Raw genomic sequence first — 18,149 nt, 5'->3', positions numbered from 1 at the left:
ACGGCGCTGGCCGTCCCAAAGCGCAGGTCACGGCGGTGAGACGAAGTGCGGCGCGTCCCCGTGGAGTCCAAGCCGCGATCACGCTCCGACAGCTCCCCTACGCTGGGCCCACCGCCCGGCGCCGAGCCGAGTCGCCGCCTCCTGCGAGCTGTGCCGCGACCGCCCTCCCGCCGACACCGCACACGACACGGGCGGCCCGACACCACACCACAGCCAAGGAGCGATCCGTCATGCCGTTGCGCCGGAACGAGAGGGCGGGCCGCCGGCGCGGCGCGGCCCTCGGGGCAGGGCTGTCGGCCGTCCTCGCGCTGGTGAGCGGCTGCGCCACGGCCGCGCCCGCCGCGCCCCCGATCGCCGCACCGCCCACCACGCCGGTGGCGCCGCCCCCGGCGGCCACGCGCGTCGCCGATCTTCATCTTCCGATCGAGCAGTACATGTTGACGCCGCTTCAGTCCGTGCAGTTCGACTGGGTGCGCAAGGCCGCGACCGGGTCCTGCATGAAGCGGTACGGGCTGGACTACCCGGCGGGGGCGAAGCCCGGACCGGACAGTCCGGGCGTGCGCACCTTCACGCCGATGAACCGCCGCTACGGCGTCACCGAGGCGGACGGCGCGGCCCGTTGGGGCTACCACCTGCCGCAGGCGGCGCCCGCGGCAGGCGCGCCCGACCAGTCGGTCGCGCCGGTCGCGCTGGCCGCGCTGCCCGCCGCCACCCGGACTGTCCTGCTCGGCATGGACCCCGACAACGGGACCAGGGTGACGGCATATCAGGGGAAGCCGTTGCCCGCGGGCGGCTGCTTCGCGGAACTCGACCGCATCCTCCCGGGCGCCGTCGGCGGCCCACAGGGGCCCGGCAACGGCCCGCAGGGCGTGGTGACCGACATCAAGTCGGCGAGTTTCACCGAGTCGAGGTCCGCGCCGGAGGTCGTGGCGGCCACCGCCGCCTGGACGGACTGCATGAAGGGCCGCGGCTTCGACATCCCGGATCCGCTGAACGCCCCGGCCACCGTCACGACGATGCGGGATCCGGCACCGGGCGGCGCGGAGATCGCCCAGGCCGTGGCCGACGTCGACTGCAAGGGCCGAACCAACCTGACCGGGATCTGGTTCGCCGCCGAGTCGACCCTGCAGAACAGGGCGATCGCCGCGCACGCCAAGGACCTGGCCGCCGTCAAGGCCGCCCTCGACGCCGAGGCGGGATCGCTCGGGCGGCTGCTCGACCACGACTGGTCCTCCCCCGCGCCCGCCGCCCCCTGAACCTCACCGAACCTCACCGAACGTCGGTGAACCTCACCGAACCGGCCGTCGGGGCGGCAGGTCGGCCCCGGCGGTGTGAGAACCATCCACCCCTACAACCGTCCATCGAGTGAAGGAGCACAACCACCCCATGAAGCTGAAGTCGACCGGCCGCCGCCTGGCCACCGGCGCGGCGGCCCTCGCCATCGCCGGCACCTCCATGCTCACCGGCGCGGGCCAGGCCAGCGCCGACAGTGTCACCTGGATCAACGGGTGGAGCACCTGGAGCTCCCCGGTCCGCTGCAAGGACAGCAACGGCGCCTACGTGACCTTCTGCATCTACTACTCGCCGAGCGCCGAGGGCGCGATGACGATGGAGTACACCGTCCAGGACGGCGAGATCGACGAGACCTTCTGGAAGCAGGACCAGTACGGCTCGGCCGGCTACGGCCAGAAGGTGCGCAACAACGCCGCCTCCGTCGAGAACGCCTCCAACGCGACCATCGGCGTCTGGGTGTCGCCGTGGTTCTACGGGGACGCGAACTACGTCCCCGCCGGGCGCGGCGGCAGCCTGACTCCGCGGCTGCGCAACAACGAGGCATCCTGGGGCATCGTCGACCAGTTGGACCGCGGCGGCCAGGTCCGCCTCGACTGACGCTCCCGCCGGACACTCGGGACCACCCCGGCACGCCGCACCCCGGCGCCCCGCACCCCGCACCCCGCATCGCGCTCGCCGCGGTGCGGGGTGCGGTGTTCCGGTCAGGCGATCCACCCGGGGACGAAGGCCTCCTCCTCCGGTCCGCCGATGCGGGACACCCGCGCCCCGCCCGGTGCGGCCACGACCGCGGCGAAGCCGGCGTCCGATCCACCGGTGAGCCGACGGGGCACCCCGGCGGGGAGGATGACGGTGTCGCCGGCCTCCACGCCGAGGACCTCGTCGCCCAGTTCGACGGTCACGCTGCCGGACAGCAGGGTCCAGACCTGCTCGGCGTCGAAGACGTGCAGCGGGCCCTGGGCGCCGGAGTTCATGTCCACGCGCCACATCGCCAGCCCCGAATCGCCCTGGGTGGGCGAGGCGAAGGTGGTCATGACGGCGTTGGGCGTCTCGGTACGACGGGCTTCGGTGCGGCGGACTACGGGCATGAGCGGAACCCCCTAAGATGGACAATGAAGTTGTCTATATGGTCAATGAGGTTGTCTATCGTGTCAAGTGAACCCGCACCGGGCTTCGAACTGCCGCTGCGCCTGCTGCTCGCCTTCCGGACGATCATCGACGAGCTGCACGAGCGCATCGCCCACGAGGGCCACCCCGATCTGCGCCCGATGCACGGCTTCGTGTTCCAGGCCATCGGCCCGCACGGCACCACCGCCGTGGAGCTCGGCCGCCGCCTCGGCGTCTCCAAGCAGGCCGCCGGAAAGACCGTCGAACAGCTCGAAGCCCTCGGCTACGTCGAGCGCGGCAGCGACCCGGACGACGCCCGCCGCAAGGTGGTCCGCCTCACCGCACGCGGCACCGACTGCCTCCACCGCTCGGCCCGGATCTTCGACGAACTGCGCGCCGAGTGGTCCGCACTCCTGGGCGAGCAGAACCTGCGCGCCCTGGAGGCCGACCTGCGCACCCTCGCCCCCGGCGACCTGTTCCGCCTCGACACCCCGCGCTGGTTCGGCAGCCCCTGACCGACCCACCCGTCGGACGCAACAAGCCCTAGGCGGATCTTGCCGGACAGACCCTAGACCGGCCGACCCTCTCCACCCTGCGCGTACTCGGGACCGCCGCGGTCCGGCCGGTCCGGGCCGTCCCGCAGGTCGGCGCCGAGGGAGGAGGAGAGCCGGGTGAGCAGGTCGGCGAGGTCGGCGAACTGCTTCTCGTCCCAGTCGCCCAGCAGCTCGGCCAGCTGGGCCCGGCGCGCGGCGACCAGCCGGACGGCCGCGGCCTCGCCCGACTCGGTCAGCCGCAGCGGCAGCCCGCCCGTCCGGGAGGCGAGGCCCCGGTCCTCCACCTCCTGCACCGCCTCGTCGATGACGGCGACCGGGACGGTCCGGCGCTCGGCCACCTCGGCGGGCTCGACCGAGCCGTGGTGGTACATCAGCAACAGCAGCCAGCTGGAGGCCGGTTTGAGGTCGAGCCCGGCGGCCGCGGTGATCCGCCGGTAGAGGTCCCGCCGGGCCTCCCGGGAGCTCAGGACGGACAGCGAGCGGGCGATCTCGTCCAGCGAGGAGCGCTCGACGGGGTTGAGGCCGATCGACTCGCTGAGGTCGGGCGCGGTGACGGTGGAGCGGAGCTTCTGCTCGCGCAGGAACAGCGAGAGCACGAAGGCGACCAGCGCGACCGGCACCGCGTACAGGAAGACCCGGGTGATCGACTCGGCGTAGGCGTGGTAGATCCCGTCCTGCACCGCGGGCGGCAGCGTGGAGATGACGCGCGGGTCGGAGGTGACGGAGCCCGGGTCGAAGCCGGGCGGCAGCGGCACCCCCGCGAGGGCTTCGGACAGCCGGGAGTTGAGCCCGCTCGCGAAGACGGTGCCGAAGATGGAGACGCCGAAGGACGCCCCGATGGACCGGAAGAAGGTGGCGCCGGCGGTGGCCACCCCGAGGTCCTGGTAGCCCACCGAGTTCTGCACGATCAGCACCAGGACCTGCATCACCAGCCCCAGCCCCAGGCCGAACACCAGGAAGTAGCAGCTCATCTCGAAGGTGCTGCTGTGCTCGTCCAGCCGGGAGAGCAGCAGCAGGCCGACGGTGGTGACGGCCGTCCCGGCGATCGGGAAGACCCGGTAGTGGCCGGTGCGCGCGACGATCTGGCCGGAGCCGATCGAGGTGAGCAGCATGCCGAGCACCATCGGCAGCATGTGGATGCCGGACATGGTGGGCGAGACCTGCATGACCACCTGGAGGAAGGTCGGCAGGTAGGTGAGTGCGCCGAACATCGCGAAGCCGACCACGAAGGAGATGACGGCCACCAGGCTGAAGGTCCGGGAGCGGAACAGCCGCAGCGGGAGCACCGGTTCGGCGGCGGTCCGCTCGACCTGGACGAAGGCGACCAGCAGGACCAGGCCCAGCACGCCCAGTCCGACGATCTGCCAGGAGGTCCAGGCCCAGGTGGTGCCGCCGAGCGAGGTCATCAGCACCAGGCAGGTGGCCACCGAGGCGATCAGCACGGTGCCCAGGTAGTCGATCCGGTGCCGGCGTTTGACCTCCGTCCCGTGCAGCACGGCGGCGATCACCACCAGGGCGACCACACCGACCGGCAGGTTGATGTAGAAGACCCAGCGCCAGCTGAGGTTGTCCACGAAGAGCCCGCCGAGCAGCGGGCCGAGCACGCTGGTGACGCCGAAGACGGCGCCGAACAGGCCCTGGTACTTTCCGCGGTCGCGGGGTGAGACCAGGTCGCCGACGATGGCCTGCGAAAGCACCATCAGGCCTCCGCCGCCCAGGCCCTGGAGAGCACGGAAGGCGATCAGCTCGCCCATGTTCTGGGCGATGCCGCAGAGCACCGAGCCCAGCAGGAAGATCACGATGGAGGCCTGGAAGAAGCGTTTCCGGCCGTACATATCGCCGAGCTTCCCCCAGAGCGGGGTGGCCGCCGTGGAGGCCAGCATGTAGGCGGTGACCACCCAGGAGAGGTGCTCCAGCCCTCCGAGGTCGCTGACGATGGTGGGCAGCGCGGTGGAGACGATGGTCTGGTCGAGCGCGGCGAGCAGCATCGCCAGCAGCAGGGCGCCGATCGGCACCCAGAGGTTGGGGACGGTGACCTCCGGCGGGCCGGGCTCGCCCTCCGCGCCCCGCTCGGACTCGGCGATCGGGTCCGGATCCGTCATGGCGTCTCCGTAGGGTCGCGGGCCCCGGACGACCGGGGGTCCGTTCGGATGATCACTCCCAGCTCACCATGCTGTCAGAAATGCCCGGATATGGGGCATTCGATTGCGCCGAACGTAAGAACGGCCGCCACCCGGTATCCCTCCCACGCACACCGACCGTTCATCGGCTCCCAACCACCACCAACCGGCACAACACCCCCACAGCAGGTCGGATGCCCCTGTCCCCTCCTTCCTGACGTCCTGCATAATCAGGCGCGTTCGCCACCCGAGGACCGAGGAGGACCGGCCGATGCCGGACCAGCACTGCCCGACGTGCGGCACCGCACGTTCCGCCGGCTGCAGGTGCCTCCCGGACCCGAGCCTGACCGAGACCGCCGTCCTGCCGCACATCGAGGGACCGCCCCTGGTCCGCCCGTACGTACCGCAGGCCGTCGACCAGGTCGCGACGGACGCCCCCGGGTCGAGCGTGCCCGTGGACCCGTTCGCCACCACGGTGATGCCGGCGGCCGCCCAGCGGCCCGCGGCCCGACCCCCCGTCACGCCTCCGCTGGGGCCGGACGCGGACGCCTACGCGACGACCGTGCTGCCCCCGATGGCACCCCCGCAGCAGTCCCCGCAGCAGACCCCGGGCCTGATACCCCGGCAGCCGTCCGGCGGGTACGACCGCCAACCGCCCGGCGGGTACGACCAGCCGTACAGCCGGCCGCACGACCAGCCGCACGACCCGCAGCCCCCCGCCGAGGACGAGCTCGGGGTCTTCGCCTTCGCGGCGGGCCCGGCCGAGGTGGCCGCTCCCACCGGTGGCCGGGCCGCCCGGCGGGCGGCGGAACAGGCGGAGCAGAGCCCGCTCGCCCGGCGCAGGGGCCTGCTCGTGGCGGCCGGCGCCGGACTGCTGGTGGTCACGGTCGGCCTGGCCTACGCGGTGGCGCCCTCCGGGGAGCCGGACCACTCGGCGCGGCCCGCCCCCTCGACCACCCTGGCGCCCGCGCCGGTCGACCCGCCCACGCCGGCGGACCCGACCCCGAGCGCCCAGCCGTCCGCCACCAGCGAGGCGCCCAGCCCCTCGCCGACCAGGACGACCAAGCCGAGTCCGAGCAGAACCGCGACCCCTCCCCCGGCGGCCACCACGGCCCCGGCCGCTCCCCCGGCCCCGGAGCCGGCCCCGGGCACCCAGCCGCCCGCACCGGGCCCGGCAGCGCCCAGCACCCCGGCGCCGACCGCGACCACCCCGGCCCCGACCGCGACACCGACGCCGACCCCCACCCCGCCGCCCGTGGTGCGGGTGCTGGAGCGCGGGATGACGGGCGCCGACGTCAAGGACATGCAGCTGCGGCTGTCCGCGACCTCCTGCGGCTTCGTCGACAAGTCGATAGCCACCAGCACCTTCGACTGGTGGACCCAGACCGTGCTCGGCGACTACCAGCGCAGCTACAAGATCAAGGGCGAGACCGGGCCGAACGGCCCCTACTACGGGCCCAAGACCAGGGCCGCCCTGGAGAGCGACCCCGGCACCTGCTGACGCCCGGCCGGCCGACGGTCGGTCGGCCAACCCCCGATCCCCCGTCAGCCGGTGACCGCCTGGAAGATGCTGAACCCGGCCATCAGCACCATCACGCCCGCCGCGAACCGGATGATCATCTTCATCGGCACGTGCTTCAGCAGCTTCTGCCCGCCCAGGATGGCGATCCCGGCGACGGCGCAGAGCGCCAACCAGGCGCCCAGGCCCACGGCCAGCGGATCGGCGTACTTGGCGGCCAGGTTGGCGGTCATGATCTGGGTGAGGTCGCCGAACTCGGCGATCGCGACGACCACGAAGCTGGCCCCGGCCACCTTCCAGAAGCTGTTCGCGGACGGCTCCTTGGCGGCGTGGCCGTCGTCGTCACCGCCACCGTGGAAGAGCAGCATCGCGGCGCCGGCCAGGAACAGCACGCCGGTGACGCCCTCGACCCAGCGGTGCGGCAGCAGCGAGAGCAGGTGTCCGGCGACCAGGGCGATGCCCACCTGGAGGGCGAAGGCGGCGGCGATGCCGGCGAAGACGTAACTCGCGCGGTAGCGGGCGCCGAGCATCAGGCTGGCCAGGGCGGTCTTGTCCGGCAGTTCGGCCAGGAAGACGATGCCGAAGGTGATGGCGGCTACGGTCAGACTCATCGGGGGTCGGATTCCCTCGGTCGGGCTGTCCGGCCTCGGCAGCTCCGTCAGGGGTCGCTCCGGCCCGACAGCACTGGTTGGAAGTCACAGCACTGCGGCCGAAGGTCTCGCCGGCACCCCCGAACCGCAGGATGCCCCGGGCGCCGGGCCCGCGAGGGCCAGTATGTCGACGGTCCGGTGGAGGGCTACTCCCCTTCAACGCGCACCAGCCTACCCGATGCCGGCCTGGGCCGGTCGGGCCACGAGTCCCCGGCCGACCAGCTCCAGCACCACCACGATCGCCACCGACTGCACCGCCAGCAGGCCGATCAGCACGAACAGCTGCACCGCGCCCGCCTGTACCGGGGAGGCGCCGCCGAGCAGCATCCCGACGAAGGCGCCGGGCAGTGTGACCAGGCCCACCGTCCGGGTCTGGTCGAGGGCGGGGACGAGCGAGGTCGCGGCCGCGGTGCGGCAGATCTCCAACCGGGCGTCGCGCTCCTCCAGGCCGAGCGCCAGGGCGGCCTCCACCTCTCCGTGGCGCTGGTGCAGCTCGTCCAGGGCCCGGCGACCGGCCAGCGAGGTGGCGGTGAGCCCGCCGCCGATCAGGATGCCGGCGACCGGGATGAAGGAGAGGCCCTTGGGCGGCAGCAGCCCGACGGCCAGCAGCAGCCCGAGCACCGGCAGCACGGCGGCGCCGATCGGTGCGGCCGCCCAGGCCCAGCCGGGGCCCGGGGTCATCCGGCGCCCGGCGGTGCGCACCGCGACGGCGAACATCAGCAGGACGAACAGCGCCGACCACCAGAGCGAGCGGACCACCCAGGCGATCACCAGCGCGACGGCGGCCAGCTGCACCACCGCGCGCAGCCCGGCCCGCAGTACCGCGTGCCCCTGGCCGAGCAGCCCCCACCCGGCGACCGCCACGGCGGCGCCCAGCAGCAGCGCGGTGACCACCCCGAGGAGCGGGGTGACGGGCAGCAGCTGGGTCTGGGCGGCGGCCGAGGCCGTCATGCCCCGGGCCCTCAGACCCAGGTGGTGAGCCACATCCGGTCCTGCCAGGACGTCATGGGGATCACCTCCGCCGTGTAGAGCGGGTGGAAGAAGGCGAAGCAGGCCATGACGGCAAGCACGATCAGCCCGGCCCCGGCCGCACCGATCCGGCGCCGCTCGGGCGAGCAGCCCTCCGGCCCGAGCATGGCGCCGAGCATCTGGGCGACGGCCAGGCAGAGGAAGGGGACCAGCACCACCATGTAGAAGGAGAAGACGGTCCGCTCCTGGTACTGGAACCACGGCAGGTAGATCCCGGCGACGGCGCAGAGCACCGCGCCCGAGCGCCAGTCCCGGCGGAAGAACCAGCGCCACAGCAGGTACACCAGGGCGAAGCAGGCCGTCCACCAGAGCAGCGGGGTGCCGAGGCCGAGGATCTGCGCCGCACAGCCGCCGGAGGCCGTACAGCCCCGCTGGCCGTTCGGCACCTGCTCCCAGTACATGGAGACCGGGCGGGACTGGACCAGCCAGCTGAACGGGTTGGACTGGTAGGTGTGCGGGGTGCTCAGCCCGGTATTGAAGTCGTACATCTGCCCGTGGTAGTGCCAGAGGCTGCGCAGCGGCGCGGGCACCCAGCTCATCGACACCTGCGGCAGCGGGATGCCGAGCACCTTGTCCGGGGAGAGGCCGGCCCGGTCGTCGGCCCAGTGCCGGTCGTACCCGCCGCCGCTGGTGCCGCCGGCGGCGAGCCAGCCGGCCCAGGAGCCGACGTACACCACGAGGGCCGAGCCGACCATCGCGAGCAGCGCCGGCAGGGCGTCCCGGCGCAGCATCGAACGCCAGGGGCGGCGGGCGCCGGCCCAGCGCCGGCCGGACTGGTCCCAGAGCACGGTGAGCAGCCCGAAGGCGGCGAGCACCATGATGCCGTTCCACTTGACGGCGCAGGCGGCGCCGAGCGCGACCCCGGCGGCGATCCGCCAGGGGCGCAGGCCGAGCCGGATCCGGTCCCCGTCGGGTGCACCGCCCTCCCGGGCGACGGCCAGCCGGGCGCGGGTGTGGTCGCGGTCGATCAGCAGGCTGCCGAAGGCGGCGAGGACGAGGAACATCTGGACGCCGTCGAGCAAGCCGACCCGGCTCATCACCAGCTGGAGGCCGTCGACGGACATCAGCAGGGCGGCGGTGCAGCCGATCAGGGTGGAGCCGAAGAGCCGGCGGCCGATCCTGGCCAGCATCAGCACGGTGAGGGTGCCGAGCAGGGCGGTCATGAACCGCCAGCCGAAGGGGTGCAGGCCGAACAGCTGCTCGCCGAGGGCGATCACCCACTTGCCGAGCGGCGGGTGGGCGATGAACTCGGGGGCCGAGGTGAGCGGGATGCTCTGCGGGACGGAGAGGATGTCGGCGTTGGCGCTGTCCGGCCAGGTGCCCTCGTAGCCCTGCCGGAGCAGCGACCAGGCGTCCTTGGGGTAGTACGTCTCGTCGAAGACGAAGGCGTTGGGGTAGCCGAGGTCCCAGAAGCGGAGCAGACCGGCGAAGAGCGCCACCGCGATCGGCCCGAGCCAGTCGGCCCGGTCCGCGGCCCGGCGCAGCAGCCCCCGCCGGCCCGGTGCGGGGCCTGCGGGGGCTGGTGGTGCCGGTGGGTGGATGAGCGCCGCTTGCGTCATTGCCTCGCCGATTCGCCGTCTCGCCTGTGCCGGTGCCCGCCGGTGCCGGCCGGCGCCGGGCGGTCAACAGCCACTGACACTATGTGGCGGCGGTCGTGAATCCAAGCGCGACGGGCGCCGACCAGGTGACCCGTCACACTGGTGTTCACGCGGCGGTCTGCAGCTCCCGGACGGGGATGGTGCGGACGGCGGCCACCGGGGCGTTGTCCTGCTCCGCAGTGAGGTACGGGCGCAGCCGAACCGCCATGGCGACGATCAGCAGGGTGGAGCCGGCCATCGCCGCCAGGTAGAGCGGCCAGGTGCCGGAGCCGACCAGCAGCACGCCGACGGCGGGGCCGACCGCGATCGCGATCTGCTTCACCAGGGCGTACCCGGCGTTGTAGGTGCCCAGCAGCCGGGTCGGGGCGAGGTCGGCGACGATCGGGCCCATGGTGGGCGCGAGCAGCGACTCGCCGACGCCGAACAGGGCGTAGATCGAGACGATCGCGACCGTGGCGGCCATGGTCTCGGTCCGGATCAGGCCGGCGACCAGGGCCATCGCCCAGGCACCCAGCCAGACCACACCGGCGGCGGCCATCGCGGTGGTGCGCCGGCGGCGGGCGGTGATCCGCACCATGAACATCTGCAGCACCACGATGGTCAGCGCGTTGGCGCCGATCGCCAGGCCCAGGGTGGAGGGCGCGGTGCCGACGGTGTCGGTGGCGAAGGCCGCGACACCGGACTCGAACTGGCCGTAGCAGGTGAAGAAGATCAGCCCGGCGAGGACGCAGAGCCGCAGCATCGCCTTGTCGGCGACCAGGGCGCGCAGGCCGGTGGGCCCGCTCTGCCCGTGCACCAGGACGGGCGCCGCGTTCGGGATCCGGGCGCTGCCGGTGACCAGGGCCAGGCCCAGGAAGGTCGCGGCCTCGATGGTGAACAGCCTGGTCAGGCTGGCCGGGTCGGCGACGTCGACGATCTGCCCGCCGACCAGTGCGCCGATGCCCATCCCCAGGTTGATCAGGGTGAACTGCAGCGCGAAGGCGTGCGAGCGGGTCGCGGCCGTGGAGCAGCGGACGATCATCGTGGCGAGCGCCGGCTGGCAGGTGGTGACGCCCGCGCCGAACAGGAAGGAGGAGACCAGCAGGGCCGGGGTCCCGGTGGCGTGGCCGAAGGCGAACGCGCCGACGGCGGCGAGCGCGGCGCCCACCAGCAGCACCGGGCGCGGGCCGTAGCGGTCGATGCCGCGGCCGGTGAACGGCAGCACGGCGAGCGCGGCCAGCGCGAAGACGGTGAACACCATCCCGGCGGCCAGCGAGCCGAGGCCCCGCACCTGGTCCACGTACACGAACATGTACGGCATCGTGAATCCGCTGCCGAACGCGCTGAGCGCATTGCCGATCTGGACGCGGCGCAGCGGGCCGCCCGCCCCATGACGCCGCTGCCTCTGCTGCTTCACCGTGCCGGTCACCGTGCACACCCCTTCAGTAGTTTCGCTGGATACTCTTAAGGCCAGAAGATTTAAGACCTAAAGTCTGACTAGATAAAGTCTTAGCACTAGAAGAGTGTGGCGTCAAAGCCTTAAGGGGTGCACCTTCCGTGCGACACTGGTCCGCATGACTGCAGACAAGCCCGGCCCGGCCGACCTCCGCGAGCTGGGCATCGCCGAGCAGGTGGCCGTCTACCAGCGGGAATTCCCCACGGTGGACCCCCAGGTGGAGACCATCGTGCAGACCCTCTCCCGGGTCGCCCGGCGGATGGGCGTGGCGTACAGCAGGCAGCTGACTGTGCTCGGAATCACCTCCGCCGAGTGGGAGGTGCTCAAGGCGCTCGTCGTGGCGGGCAGCCCCTACCAGCTCGGGCCCGGCGAGCTGGCCAAGCGGCTCGGACTCACCCCGGCGGCGATGACGCACCGGATCGACCGGATGGTCGCCGAGGACCTCGTCACCCGGGAACGGGACGAGACCAACCGGGTGCGCGTGATCATCGAGCTGACCGAGAACGGCCGCGACAAGTGGCTGGAGTCGATGCGGATGGCGGCCGTCTTCGAGGAGGAGCTGCTCCAGGACCTCGCCGCCGAGGAGCGCTCCGTGCTGTCGGGCATGCTCGCCCGGATGCTGCGCCGGATCGAGGAGACCCAGCCGGACGCCCTCGGCCGCACCGACGACCTGGCCTGACCCCTCCCCCGGCAACGGCCCGGCAGGCACGGCGAGCCCGGCGGACACGGGCGGCACGGCAGGCACAGCCGATACGGGACGACACAGCGAGAAGTCCGGCCCGCCGGGGGAAGCCCCCGGCGGGCCGGACTCGGTGCGAGGGTCCGTCAGGCCCTCAGTCGCTCAGACCATGCGGTGTCAGCAGGGACCGTTGTCGGTCCAGACGCCCCACTGGCCGGTGGTGGTGGGGTCCTCGCCCTTCGTCCACCACTTGTTGGTGTAGTAGTGGCCCTTCCAGGAGACCTTGGTCGGGCTGCCGTAGGTGGCGGCCGAGTCCCAGCTCGGGGCGCCCGCGCAGCCGGCCGGGGTGGTCGGCGCAGTGGTGGGCGGGGTGGTGGGAGGCGTCGTCGGCGGGGTGGTCGGCGGCGTCGTGGGCGGAGTGGTCGGAGGCGTGGTCGGCGGGGTGGTCGGCGGCGTCGTCGGCGCGGCCGGGCAGGCGGCGGCGGAGCCGTTGGTGGCCTCGACCATCTTGTCGAACAGCGCGGTCTTGGTGCCCAGGTCGTACAGCGAGAAGGCGAAGGAGCCGCCGAGCCCGTTGCAGTGGGCGTAGTCGACCTTGGCCTGGATCGAACGGGCGTCCTCGCCGCTCCAGAAGGTGGTGCCGTCGTAGAAGTACGTGGTCTTCGCCGTGTCGTCCCAGAAGGTCTTGGCCGGGTTGTCGACGAAGCCCGCGAGCTCCTTGTTCATCTGGATGCCGGGGACGTTGCCGGACATCGCCGCGCCGGCGGCAGCGCCGGTGGCGGGCTGGAAGAGGCCGTTCTTACCGTTGTTCTGGACGCCGGTCCAGCCGCGGTAGTAGAACGGGACACCCACGTTGATCTTCTTGGCGGGGAAGCCGCCCGGGATGCCGTAGTCGGCGTCGCCGGCGGTGTACGCCTTGATCGCGGCGTCGACCGAGTACTTGCCGTGACCCGGCGCGGCCGGGGTCATCGGGTCGTCCGGGCCGGAGTAGATCGGGGCCTGGTGGTTCGTCGGGCCCTTGGCGTCCCAGGCACCGTGCATGTCATAGGTCATGATGTCCAGGAACGTCAGGTACTGACCGATCTTGTCGGTCTCGACGTTCCGGATCTTGTCCTGGCCGGCGCCGACCGCCGCCGCGGTGGCGTAGGTCTTGCCGTCGGCCTTGCCCTGGGCGTCGAGCTGCTCGCGCAGCTCCTTCAGCAGCAGGGTGAAGTTCTGCTTGTCGTTCGGGCTGGAGATGTTGCCGGTGTGGCCGCCGCCGCCCGGGTACTCCCAGTCGATGTCGATGCCGTCGAAGATGCCGGCCGCCGAGCCCGGGCCGCCGTAGCCGGCCTCGGTCGGCAGGTTGCCCTTGATGAACATGTCGATGCAGGACGAGACCAGCTTCTTGCGGGAGGCGTCCGTGGCCGCCGCCGCCGAGAAGTACTTGGAGTAGGTCCAGCCGCCCAGCGAGATCAGGACCTTGAGGTTCGGGTTCTTCGCCTTCAGCTTCTTCAGCTGGTTGAAGTTGCCCGCGATCGGCTGGCCCCAGACGTCGCCGACGCCGTCCACCGAGATGTCCGGACCGAAGCTCTTCTGGAAGTCCGCGAAGGAGTCGCCCGCGCCGTCACCGGCGTTCGGGTTGTTGTCGTCCTGGTTCGCGGCCTTGTTCGCCTCGAAACAGCCGAGGTCGGTCGGGTTGATGTTGGCGAACGAGTAGATCAGGTAGTCCAGCTTCCCGGCGACGCCGGTGTCCTGGATCGTCTTGGGGTAGTACGCGTTCGCGTAGATCGACCACTGGTCGAAGTAGGCGACCTTGATGCCGCCGCTGGTGGCGGGCGCGCCGGTGCTGTTGGTGACCGCGGCGTTGGCCGCGCCGCCACCGGTCAGCGCGAGGCCCGCGCCGAGCAGCAGGGAGGCGGTGGTGCCGGCCGCGAGCGCGGCCAGGCTCTTCGGACGCCGACGGCGCCCGGGCTCCTGGGCCGGGGCCCCGGCCCTCTCAATGCGTGAACGCAGCATGGGTGCGTGACTCCTGGTTGTGGGGGATTCCGCAGCCCTGGCGGGTTCGCACGGGGTGGGGCCGTACGACCAGGGCATGACAGAACAGGGAGGGGAATCGAGCGGGGTACATGCCTGACGGACACCGGGATGGGCCGAACCGGCGCCGGCGGAGCAAGCCGCCGACGCCGGTTCAGGGGCTCCCTGCACCTGTGGATTAAAATGGACTAGACCAACTCCCCCGTCAAGGGGTGATGTTGAGCCTTGAGCCGCGCTTAAGGTTCCCCTGCCTCCACTGCACCCCCGCTGACCTGCGGACGAGCCGAACGTCAGTACCGGACGGCGTTGGCCACGACCGCCTTGACCGTGCCGGAGAGGTCCCGGTTGCTGCGTGCGGTGGCCTGGGCGCTCTGCCCGGCGGCCACGTCCGGGACGGTCACCGCGGTCACGTCCAGGATGTTGCCGGACTCGTCGGTGAAGTTGACCTGGATGACGTACCGGTCGGACTGCTGCCCGTGGTTGGTGACGGTGAGGGGCACCTCCACCTTGCCGTCCGAGGCCGTCGTCACCGCACCCACGGCGACATCGCCCTTGGCGTCCAGCCCGCCCTTCACCCCCGCGATCGCCGAGGACGCGGCCGCCTCCGCCGAGGCCGCCGCCGAGGAGAGCCCGCCCGCGGCCGAGGCCACCGCCGAGTTCACCGCCGAGGCGGCGGCGGAGGCCGCGCCCTCCACACCCGACTGCACGGCGGCGGCCGCCGAGGAGACGGCCTTGCTCGCCGTGCTGTCGGAGGAGCAGCCGGCCAGCGCCGCCGCTCCGACGGCCGCCGCCACCAGCACGCCCGCCACGGCGCGGCGCGGGCGGCGGACCGCGGGTGCGGCCGGGTCCTGTGCGGTCGGCCGGCAGGTCGTCGTCCGGTGGGGTGTCGTCGGGTGGGGTGTCGTCGGGTGGATCGTCGTCCGGCTGGTTGTCGTCCGGCGGGGCGGCTGGCGGTCCATGACGTCCTCGTTTCTGCCCGGCGCCGGGCTGCCCGGCACACCTCACGGCCACCCTGCGAGGCACCGACCGGGCCCGCCAGCAGGGCTGGTGCATCCGGGTGACGCGGCGTCGGCGGGACCGGGCCGCCGCGCGCAGTGACCGGATGTGCGCAGTCGTCGGATACGCGCAGTGGGAGGTCGGACCGGCCGACCTCCCACTGCGCACGCCCCGGGGCGGGGGCGGCTTCCGGACAACCTGCGGTCCGGGGCGCGATCACCCCGGGCCGCCCGGGCTCAGGACAGCCCCGAACCCTCCTGCCCCTCCGCCTCCACGGCCGCCCGCTCCTCGCGCAGCCGCACCTCGTGCCGGCGCCGCGCCACCACCCCGTAGGCCGAGGCCGCGCTCGCCGCGAAGGCCAGCATTCCGACCCACGGCTGGTTGAAGGCGTGGCCGGTCAGGTGGTCGAGCGAGTAGCGCCCCGGGCCGGTCAGGCCCAGGGCGAGCCCGGTCGCCCCGAGGAAGGCCGGGTACTCGTAGCCGCCGCCCGTCACGAAGAAGCCCGCCGGGGCGTGCACCGCCACCGCGCCGGCCATCGTGCCGGCGACCACCGCGCCGGCCGCCGGGGTCGCCAGCCCGGCCACCAGCAGGGCGCCGCCGCCGGCCTCGCCGAGGCCCGCCGCGAGCGCGTTCTGCCGCCCGGGGTGGAACCCCATGGCCTCCATCGCCTGCGCGGTGCCCTCCAGACCACCGCCGCCGAACCAGCCGAACAGCTTCTGGGTGCCGTGCGCGATCAGTACCCCGCCGACGGCACCGCGCAGCGCGAGCAGGCCGAGATCCTTACGGTTCAGACACATGTCGAATCCTCGTTCCAGCGGAGGACGGCCGAAAGGCGGCCGATGACGCGGATGTGATCCACCCCCCATCCCAGCCGAAAGCACCGTCCGGCTCGACTCGGGACCGCCATTCGAGCGAACATCGAAGCATCGAGGAGTGGAGCGCGCCGATGACCCGACCGCAGCAGCAGCCCGCCCACCCCGCGCCCGCCGCCTACCGGCTGGAGGGCCGCGGGATCACCGACCGGGCGGCCTTCTACACCGCCCTCGGCGCCGCCCTGAACGGCCCCGGCGGCTACTTCGGCGGCAACCTCGACGCGCTGGCCGACTGCCTGCGCGGCGGCTTCGGTCCGAGGCCCCCGTTCACCCTGGTCTGGGCGGACGCCGACACCGCCCGCCGCCACCTCACCGGCCAGGTCTTCATCGGCGAGCGGCGGCTGGACTACTTCGACGCGATCCTCGACACACTCCGCGCCGGAGGCGTGGCGGTCGAACTGCGATGATCATCCCGGTCATGCTTGGGCCATGTTCGTCTTCAACCTGAGCAGCGCCTTCATCGCCTTCTTCGCCGTCGTGGGCCCGCCCAAGACGCTGCTGTCCTTCGCCCGGCTTGCTGCCACCCGCACCACCGGGGAGCTGCGGCGGCTGGCCGCCTGGAGCTCGCTCATCTCGGCCCTGGTCGGCCTGGTGCTGGCCTTCAGCGCGGACTTCGTCACCACGCTGTTCCACATCAGCGACCAGTCGCTGCAGCTGGCCGGCGGCGCGATCTTCTTCATCTACGCCGTGGCGCTGGTCCTGGGCATCCACCTCGGCGTCGGCGACGAGGAGGACGAGCACCTGCCGAACCCGATGGTGGACGGCATCCGCGAGCTGCTGCTGCCCTACATCGCCAGCCCGCTGGCGGTCACGGCGGTGCTGGTCGGCTCGCTGAGCAAGGACGAATGGGGCTGGCGCGCCACCATCACCGGGGCGTACGTCGCCGTGGTGGTGATCAACTACGTCTGCGTGGCGCTGCTCGCCCCGCTGATGCAGCGCACCCACCGCACCTCGCTGGAGGTGCTCTCCCGGCTGCTCGGCCTGCTGCTGGCGGCGGTCGGCGTGGAGCTCTTCCTGAACGGTCTGGCGGGCCTGGGCCTGCACCTGCCCGACGGGCACTGAGGCACCGCCGGGCACGCGGACTGCGGCTCTGCCGGGCACCGGGGCTGCGGCCCCAGCCGGGCACCGGGGCCGTTTCAGCCGGCCACCGGGGCCGTGGCTCAGCCGGCGGCGAGCCTGGTGAGGACCTCGGCGATCTGCGCGCGGACCAGCGGATCGGCGGCCAGGCCCTCGGCGTCGACGGCCCCGCGGTCGAGCGGGATCCGTGCGCAGGCCTCGTCCAGTACGGCGGCGCCGGTGTAGCCCAGCACGGTGCGCAGGGTGGCCTCGGCCCCCTGGCCGCGGCCCGGCCCGGCGGCGTTGATCCAGGCGGCGGGCTTGTCCGAGATCTCGGTGCCGCCGACCGTCCAGTCCAGCAGGTTCTTGAAGGAGCCCGGCAGCGTGCCCGCGTACTCCGGGGTGCAGATCAGCAGGCCGTCGGCGGCCTCGATGGCGCCCCTCAGCGCGGTCACCGCCTCCGGCAGCGGGTCGGCGTCGTGGTCGGGGTTGAAGTGCGGCAGTTCGGCCAGCCCGGCGTAGTACGCGGTGGTGACGCCCTCGGGGGCGACCGCGGCGGCGGTGCGCAGCACCGTCTCGTTGGCGGAACCGGCCCGGAGGCTGCCGGGGATCAGCAGGATGTGACGGTCTGTCGGCATAGCCGCGCACCCTACCGGACCGGCGGCGGACACCGGCGGCTCAGGGCGCGACCACCGGCCGCCAGGGCACCGGACTGGAGAGGATCATCGAGCTGGCGGGCTGGCCGTAGCCGCCGAGCCGGTCGATCAGGGCCTCGAAGGCGGCCATCGCGGGCACCGCGACCAGCAGTACGCAGCACGCCCCGCCGGTGACCCGGTGCAGTTGGAGCACCTCCGGCCAGTGGGCCACCTCGGGATCGCGCAGCACGCAGCGCGGGCCGTAGCACTGCAGCTGGACCAGCGCGGTGATCGGCAGCCCGGCCCGGGCCGGGTCCACATGGGCGTGGTAGCCGCTGATCACCCCGTCGGCCTCCAGGCGGCGCACCCGTTCGGCGACGGCGGGTGCGGAGAGGCTCACCCGGCGGGAGAGTTCGTTGTAGGAGAGGCGGGCATCGGCCTGCAGCTCGGCGAGCAGGCGGCGGTCGACGGCGTCCATGGCGGCTCCCGGTGGATTCGGTTCGGGTCGGGTCGGGTCAGGGGCGGATCGGGTCGGTTCAGGGTCGGATCGGCGCATGGTCCAGGTCGCGGATCAGGTCTCGGCTCAGGGCGCC

Annotated in this window: 18 protein-coding genes; 7 read left to right on the top strand and 11 right to left on the bottom strand. The window is 72.6% G+C overall.

Annotated elements, in window-relative coordinates:
• Positions 1-230: 230 nt before the first annotated feature.
• Positions 231-1,256 (top strand): hypothetical protein, encoded by a 1,026-nt coding sequence (locus ACIGZJ_RS01160; RefSeq protein ID WP_396455342.1) that lies wholly within the window; start codon positions 231-233, stop codon positions 1,254-1,256.
• 130 nt (positions 1,257-1,386) lie between these two features.
• Positions 1,387-1,890, top strand: a complete 504-nt coding sequence (locus tag ACIGZJ_RS01155; protein WP_396455341.1) for a hypothetical protein — start codon at positions 1,387-1,389, stop codon at positions 1,888-1,890.
• Positions 1,891-1,994: 104 nt separating this feature from the next.
• Here ACIGZJ_RS01155 and ACIGZJ_RS01150 read toward each other — a convergent pair whose 3' ends face one another.
• Positions 1,995-2,378 carry a cupin domain-containing protein gene (locus ACIGZJ_RS01150; RefSeq protein ID WP_396455340.1) on the bottom strand — a complete coding sequence of 128 codons (384 nt, stop codon included), beginning with the start codon at positions 2,376-2,378 and terminating at the stop codon, positions 1,995-1,997.
• Between the two features lie 45 nt (positions 2,379-2,423).
• On the opposite strand from ACIGZJ_RS01150, the gene ACIGZJ_RS01145 reads away from it, so the two are divergent.
• Positions 2,424-2,912: a MarR family winged helix-turn-helix transcriptional regulator gene (locus tag ACIGZJ_RS01145; RefSeq protein WP_396455339.1), complete on the top strand. Its 489-nt coding sequence runs from the start codon at positions 2,424-2,426 to the stop codon at positions 2,910-2,912.
• 53 nt (positions 2,913-2,965) lie between these two features.
• Here the strand turns inward: ACIGZJ_RS01145 and ACIGZJ_RS01140 are convergent, their stop codons facing one another.
• Positions 2,966-5,053, bottom strand: coding sequence for a DHA2 family efflux MFS transporter permease subunit (locus tag ACIGZJ_RS01140; RefSeq protein ID WP_396455338.1), 2,088 nt, complete (start codon positions 5,051-5,053; stop codon positions 2,966-2,968).
• 289 nt (positions 5,054-5,342) lie between these two features.
• On the opposite strand from ACIGZJ_RS01140, the gene ACIGZJ_RS01135 reads away from it, so the two are divergent.
• On the top strand, positions 5,343-6,572 hold the full coding sequence (locus tag ACIGZJ_RS01135; protein ID WP_396455337.1) for a hypothetical protein: 1,230 nt from the start codon (positions 5,343-5,345) through the stop codon (positions 6,570-6,572).
• Positions 6,573-6,616: 44 nt separating this feature from the next.
• Here ACIGZJ_RS01135 and ACIGZJ_RS01130 read toward each other — a convergent pair whose 3' ends face one another.
• From ACIGZJ_RS01130 to ACIGZJ_RS01115, 4 genes are all read right to left on the bottom strand, one after another.
• On the bottom strand, positions 6,617-7,201 hold the full coding sequence (locus ACIGZJ_RS01130) for a TMEM165/GDT1 family protein (RefSeq protein WP_396455336.1): 585 nt from the start codon (positions 7,199-7,201) through the stop codon (positions 6,617-6,619).
• 210 nt (positions 7,202-7,411) lie between these two features.
• Positions 7,412-8,191, bottom strand: a complete 780-nt coding sequence (locus ACIGZJ_RS01125) for an ABC transporter permease (RefSeq protein WP_396455335.1) — start codon at positions 8,189-8,191, stop codon at positions 7,412-7,414.
• A gap of 11 nt (positions 8,192-8,202) precedes the next feature.
• Entirely contained in the window at positions 8,203-9,828 is a 1,626-nt protein-coding gene (locus tag ACIGZJ_RS01120) for a dolichyl-phosphate-mannose--protein mannosyltransferase (protein ID WP_396455334.1), read from the bottom strand.
• 145 nt (positions 9,829-9,973) lie between these two features.
• Complete coding sequence (locus ACIGZJ_RS01115) at positions 9,974-11,263, bottom strand: MFS transporter (protein ID WP_396455333.1); 1,290 nt, start codon at positions 11,261-11,263, stop codon at positions 9,974-9,976.
• Between the two features lie 157 nt (positions 11,264-11,420).
• Here ACIGZJ_RS01115 and ACIGZJ_RS01110 point away from each other — a divergent pair, with 157 nt between their 5' ends.
• A complete protein-coding gene (locus ACIGZJ_RS01110; RefSeq protein ID WP_396455332.1) occupies positions 11,421-11,981 on the top strand; it encodes a MarR family winged helix-turn-helix transcriptional regulator in 561 nt (186 codons plus the stop codon).
• Positions 11,982-12,158: 177 nt separating this feature from the next.
• Here ACIGZJ_RS01110 and ACIGZJ_RS01105 read toward each other — a convergent pair whose 3' ends face one another.
• From ACIGZJ_RS01105 to ACIGZJ_RS01095, 3 genes are all read right to left on the bottom strand, one after another.
• Positions 12,159-13,979 carry a glycosyl hydrolase family 18 protein gene (locus ACIGZJ_RS01105; RefSeq protein ID WP_396455331.1) on the bottom strand — a complete coding sequence of 607 codons (1,821 nt, stop codon included), beginning with the start codon at positions 13,977-13,979 and terminating at the stop codon, positions 12,159-12,161.
• 308 nt (positions 13,980-14,287) lie between these two features.
• Positions 14,288-14,956, bottom strand: a complete 669-nt coding sequence (locus tag ACIGZJ_RS01100; RefSeq protein WP_396455330.1) for a hypothetical protein — start codon at positions 14,954-14,956, stop codon at positions 14,288-14,290.
• Positions 14,957-15,229: 273 nt separating this feature from the next.
• The gene (locus tag ACIGZJ_RS01095) at positions 15,230-15,790 is read right to left on the bottom strand and encodes a DoxX family protein (protein WP_396455329.1); all 561 of its coding nucleotides are present in this window, start codon (positions 15,788-15,790) and stop codon (positions 15,230-15,232) included.
• A 149-nt stretch (positions 15,791-15,939) separates the two neighbouring features.
• On the opposite strand from ACIGZJ_RS01095, the gene ACIGZJ_RS01090 reads away from it, so the two are divergent.
• Positions 15,940-16,272 (top strand): barstar family protein, encoded by a 333-nt coding sequence (locus tag ACIGZJ_RS01090; RefSeq protein WP_396455328.1) that lies wholly within the window; start codon positions 15,940-15,942, stop codon positions 16,270-16,272.
• Positions 16,273-16,294: 22 nt separating this feature from the next.
• Positions 16,295-16,927: a MarC family protein gene (locus ACIGZJ_RS01085; protein WP_396455327.1), complete on the top strand. Its 633-nt coding sequence runs from the start codon at positions 16,295-16,297 to the stop codon at positions 16,925-16,927.
• A gap of 98 nt (positions 16,928-17,025) precedes the next feature.
• Here ACIGZJ_RS01085 and ACIGZJ_RS01080 read toward each other — a convergent pair whose 3' ends face one another.
• Both ACIGZJ_RS01080 and ACIGZJ_RS01075 read right to left on the bottom strand, forming a co-directional pair.
• Positions 17,026-17,559 (bottom strand): NADPH-dependent FMN reductase, encoded by a 534-nt coding sequence (locus ACIGZJ_RS01080; RefSeq protein ID WP_396455326.1) that lies wholly within the window; start codon positions 17,557-17,559, stop codon positions 17,026-17,028.
• Between the two features lie 40 nt (positions 17,560-17,599).
• Entirely contained in the window at positions 17,600-18,034 is a 435-nt protein-coding gene (locus ACIGZJ_RS01075; RefSeq protein ID WP_392927382.1) for an Lrp/AsnC family transcriptional regulator, read from the bottom strand.
• Positions 18,035-18,149 lie beyond the last annotated feature (115 nt).

The organism is Kitasatospora sp. NPDC052868 (assembly GCF_044547105.1).
In the GTDB taxonomy this organism is placed as follows: domain Bacteria; phylum Actinomycetota; class Actinomycetes; order Streptomycetales; family Streptomycetaceae; genus Kitasatospora.
Note: the sequence above shows the minus strand (reverse complement) of the source record. Positions and strands in the feature narration are given on the sequence as shown.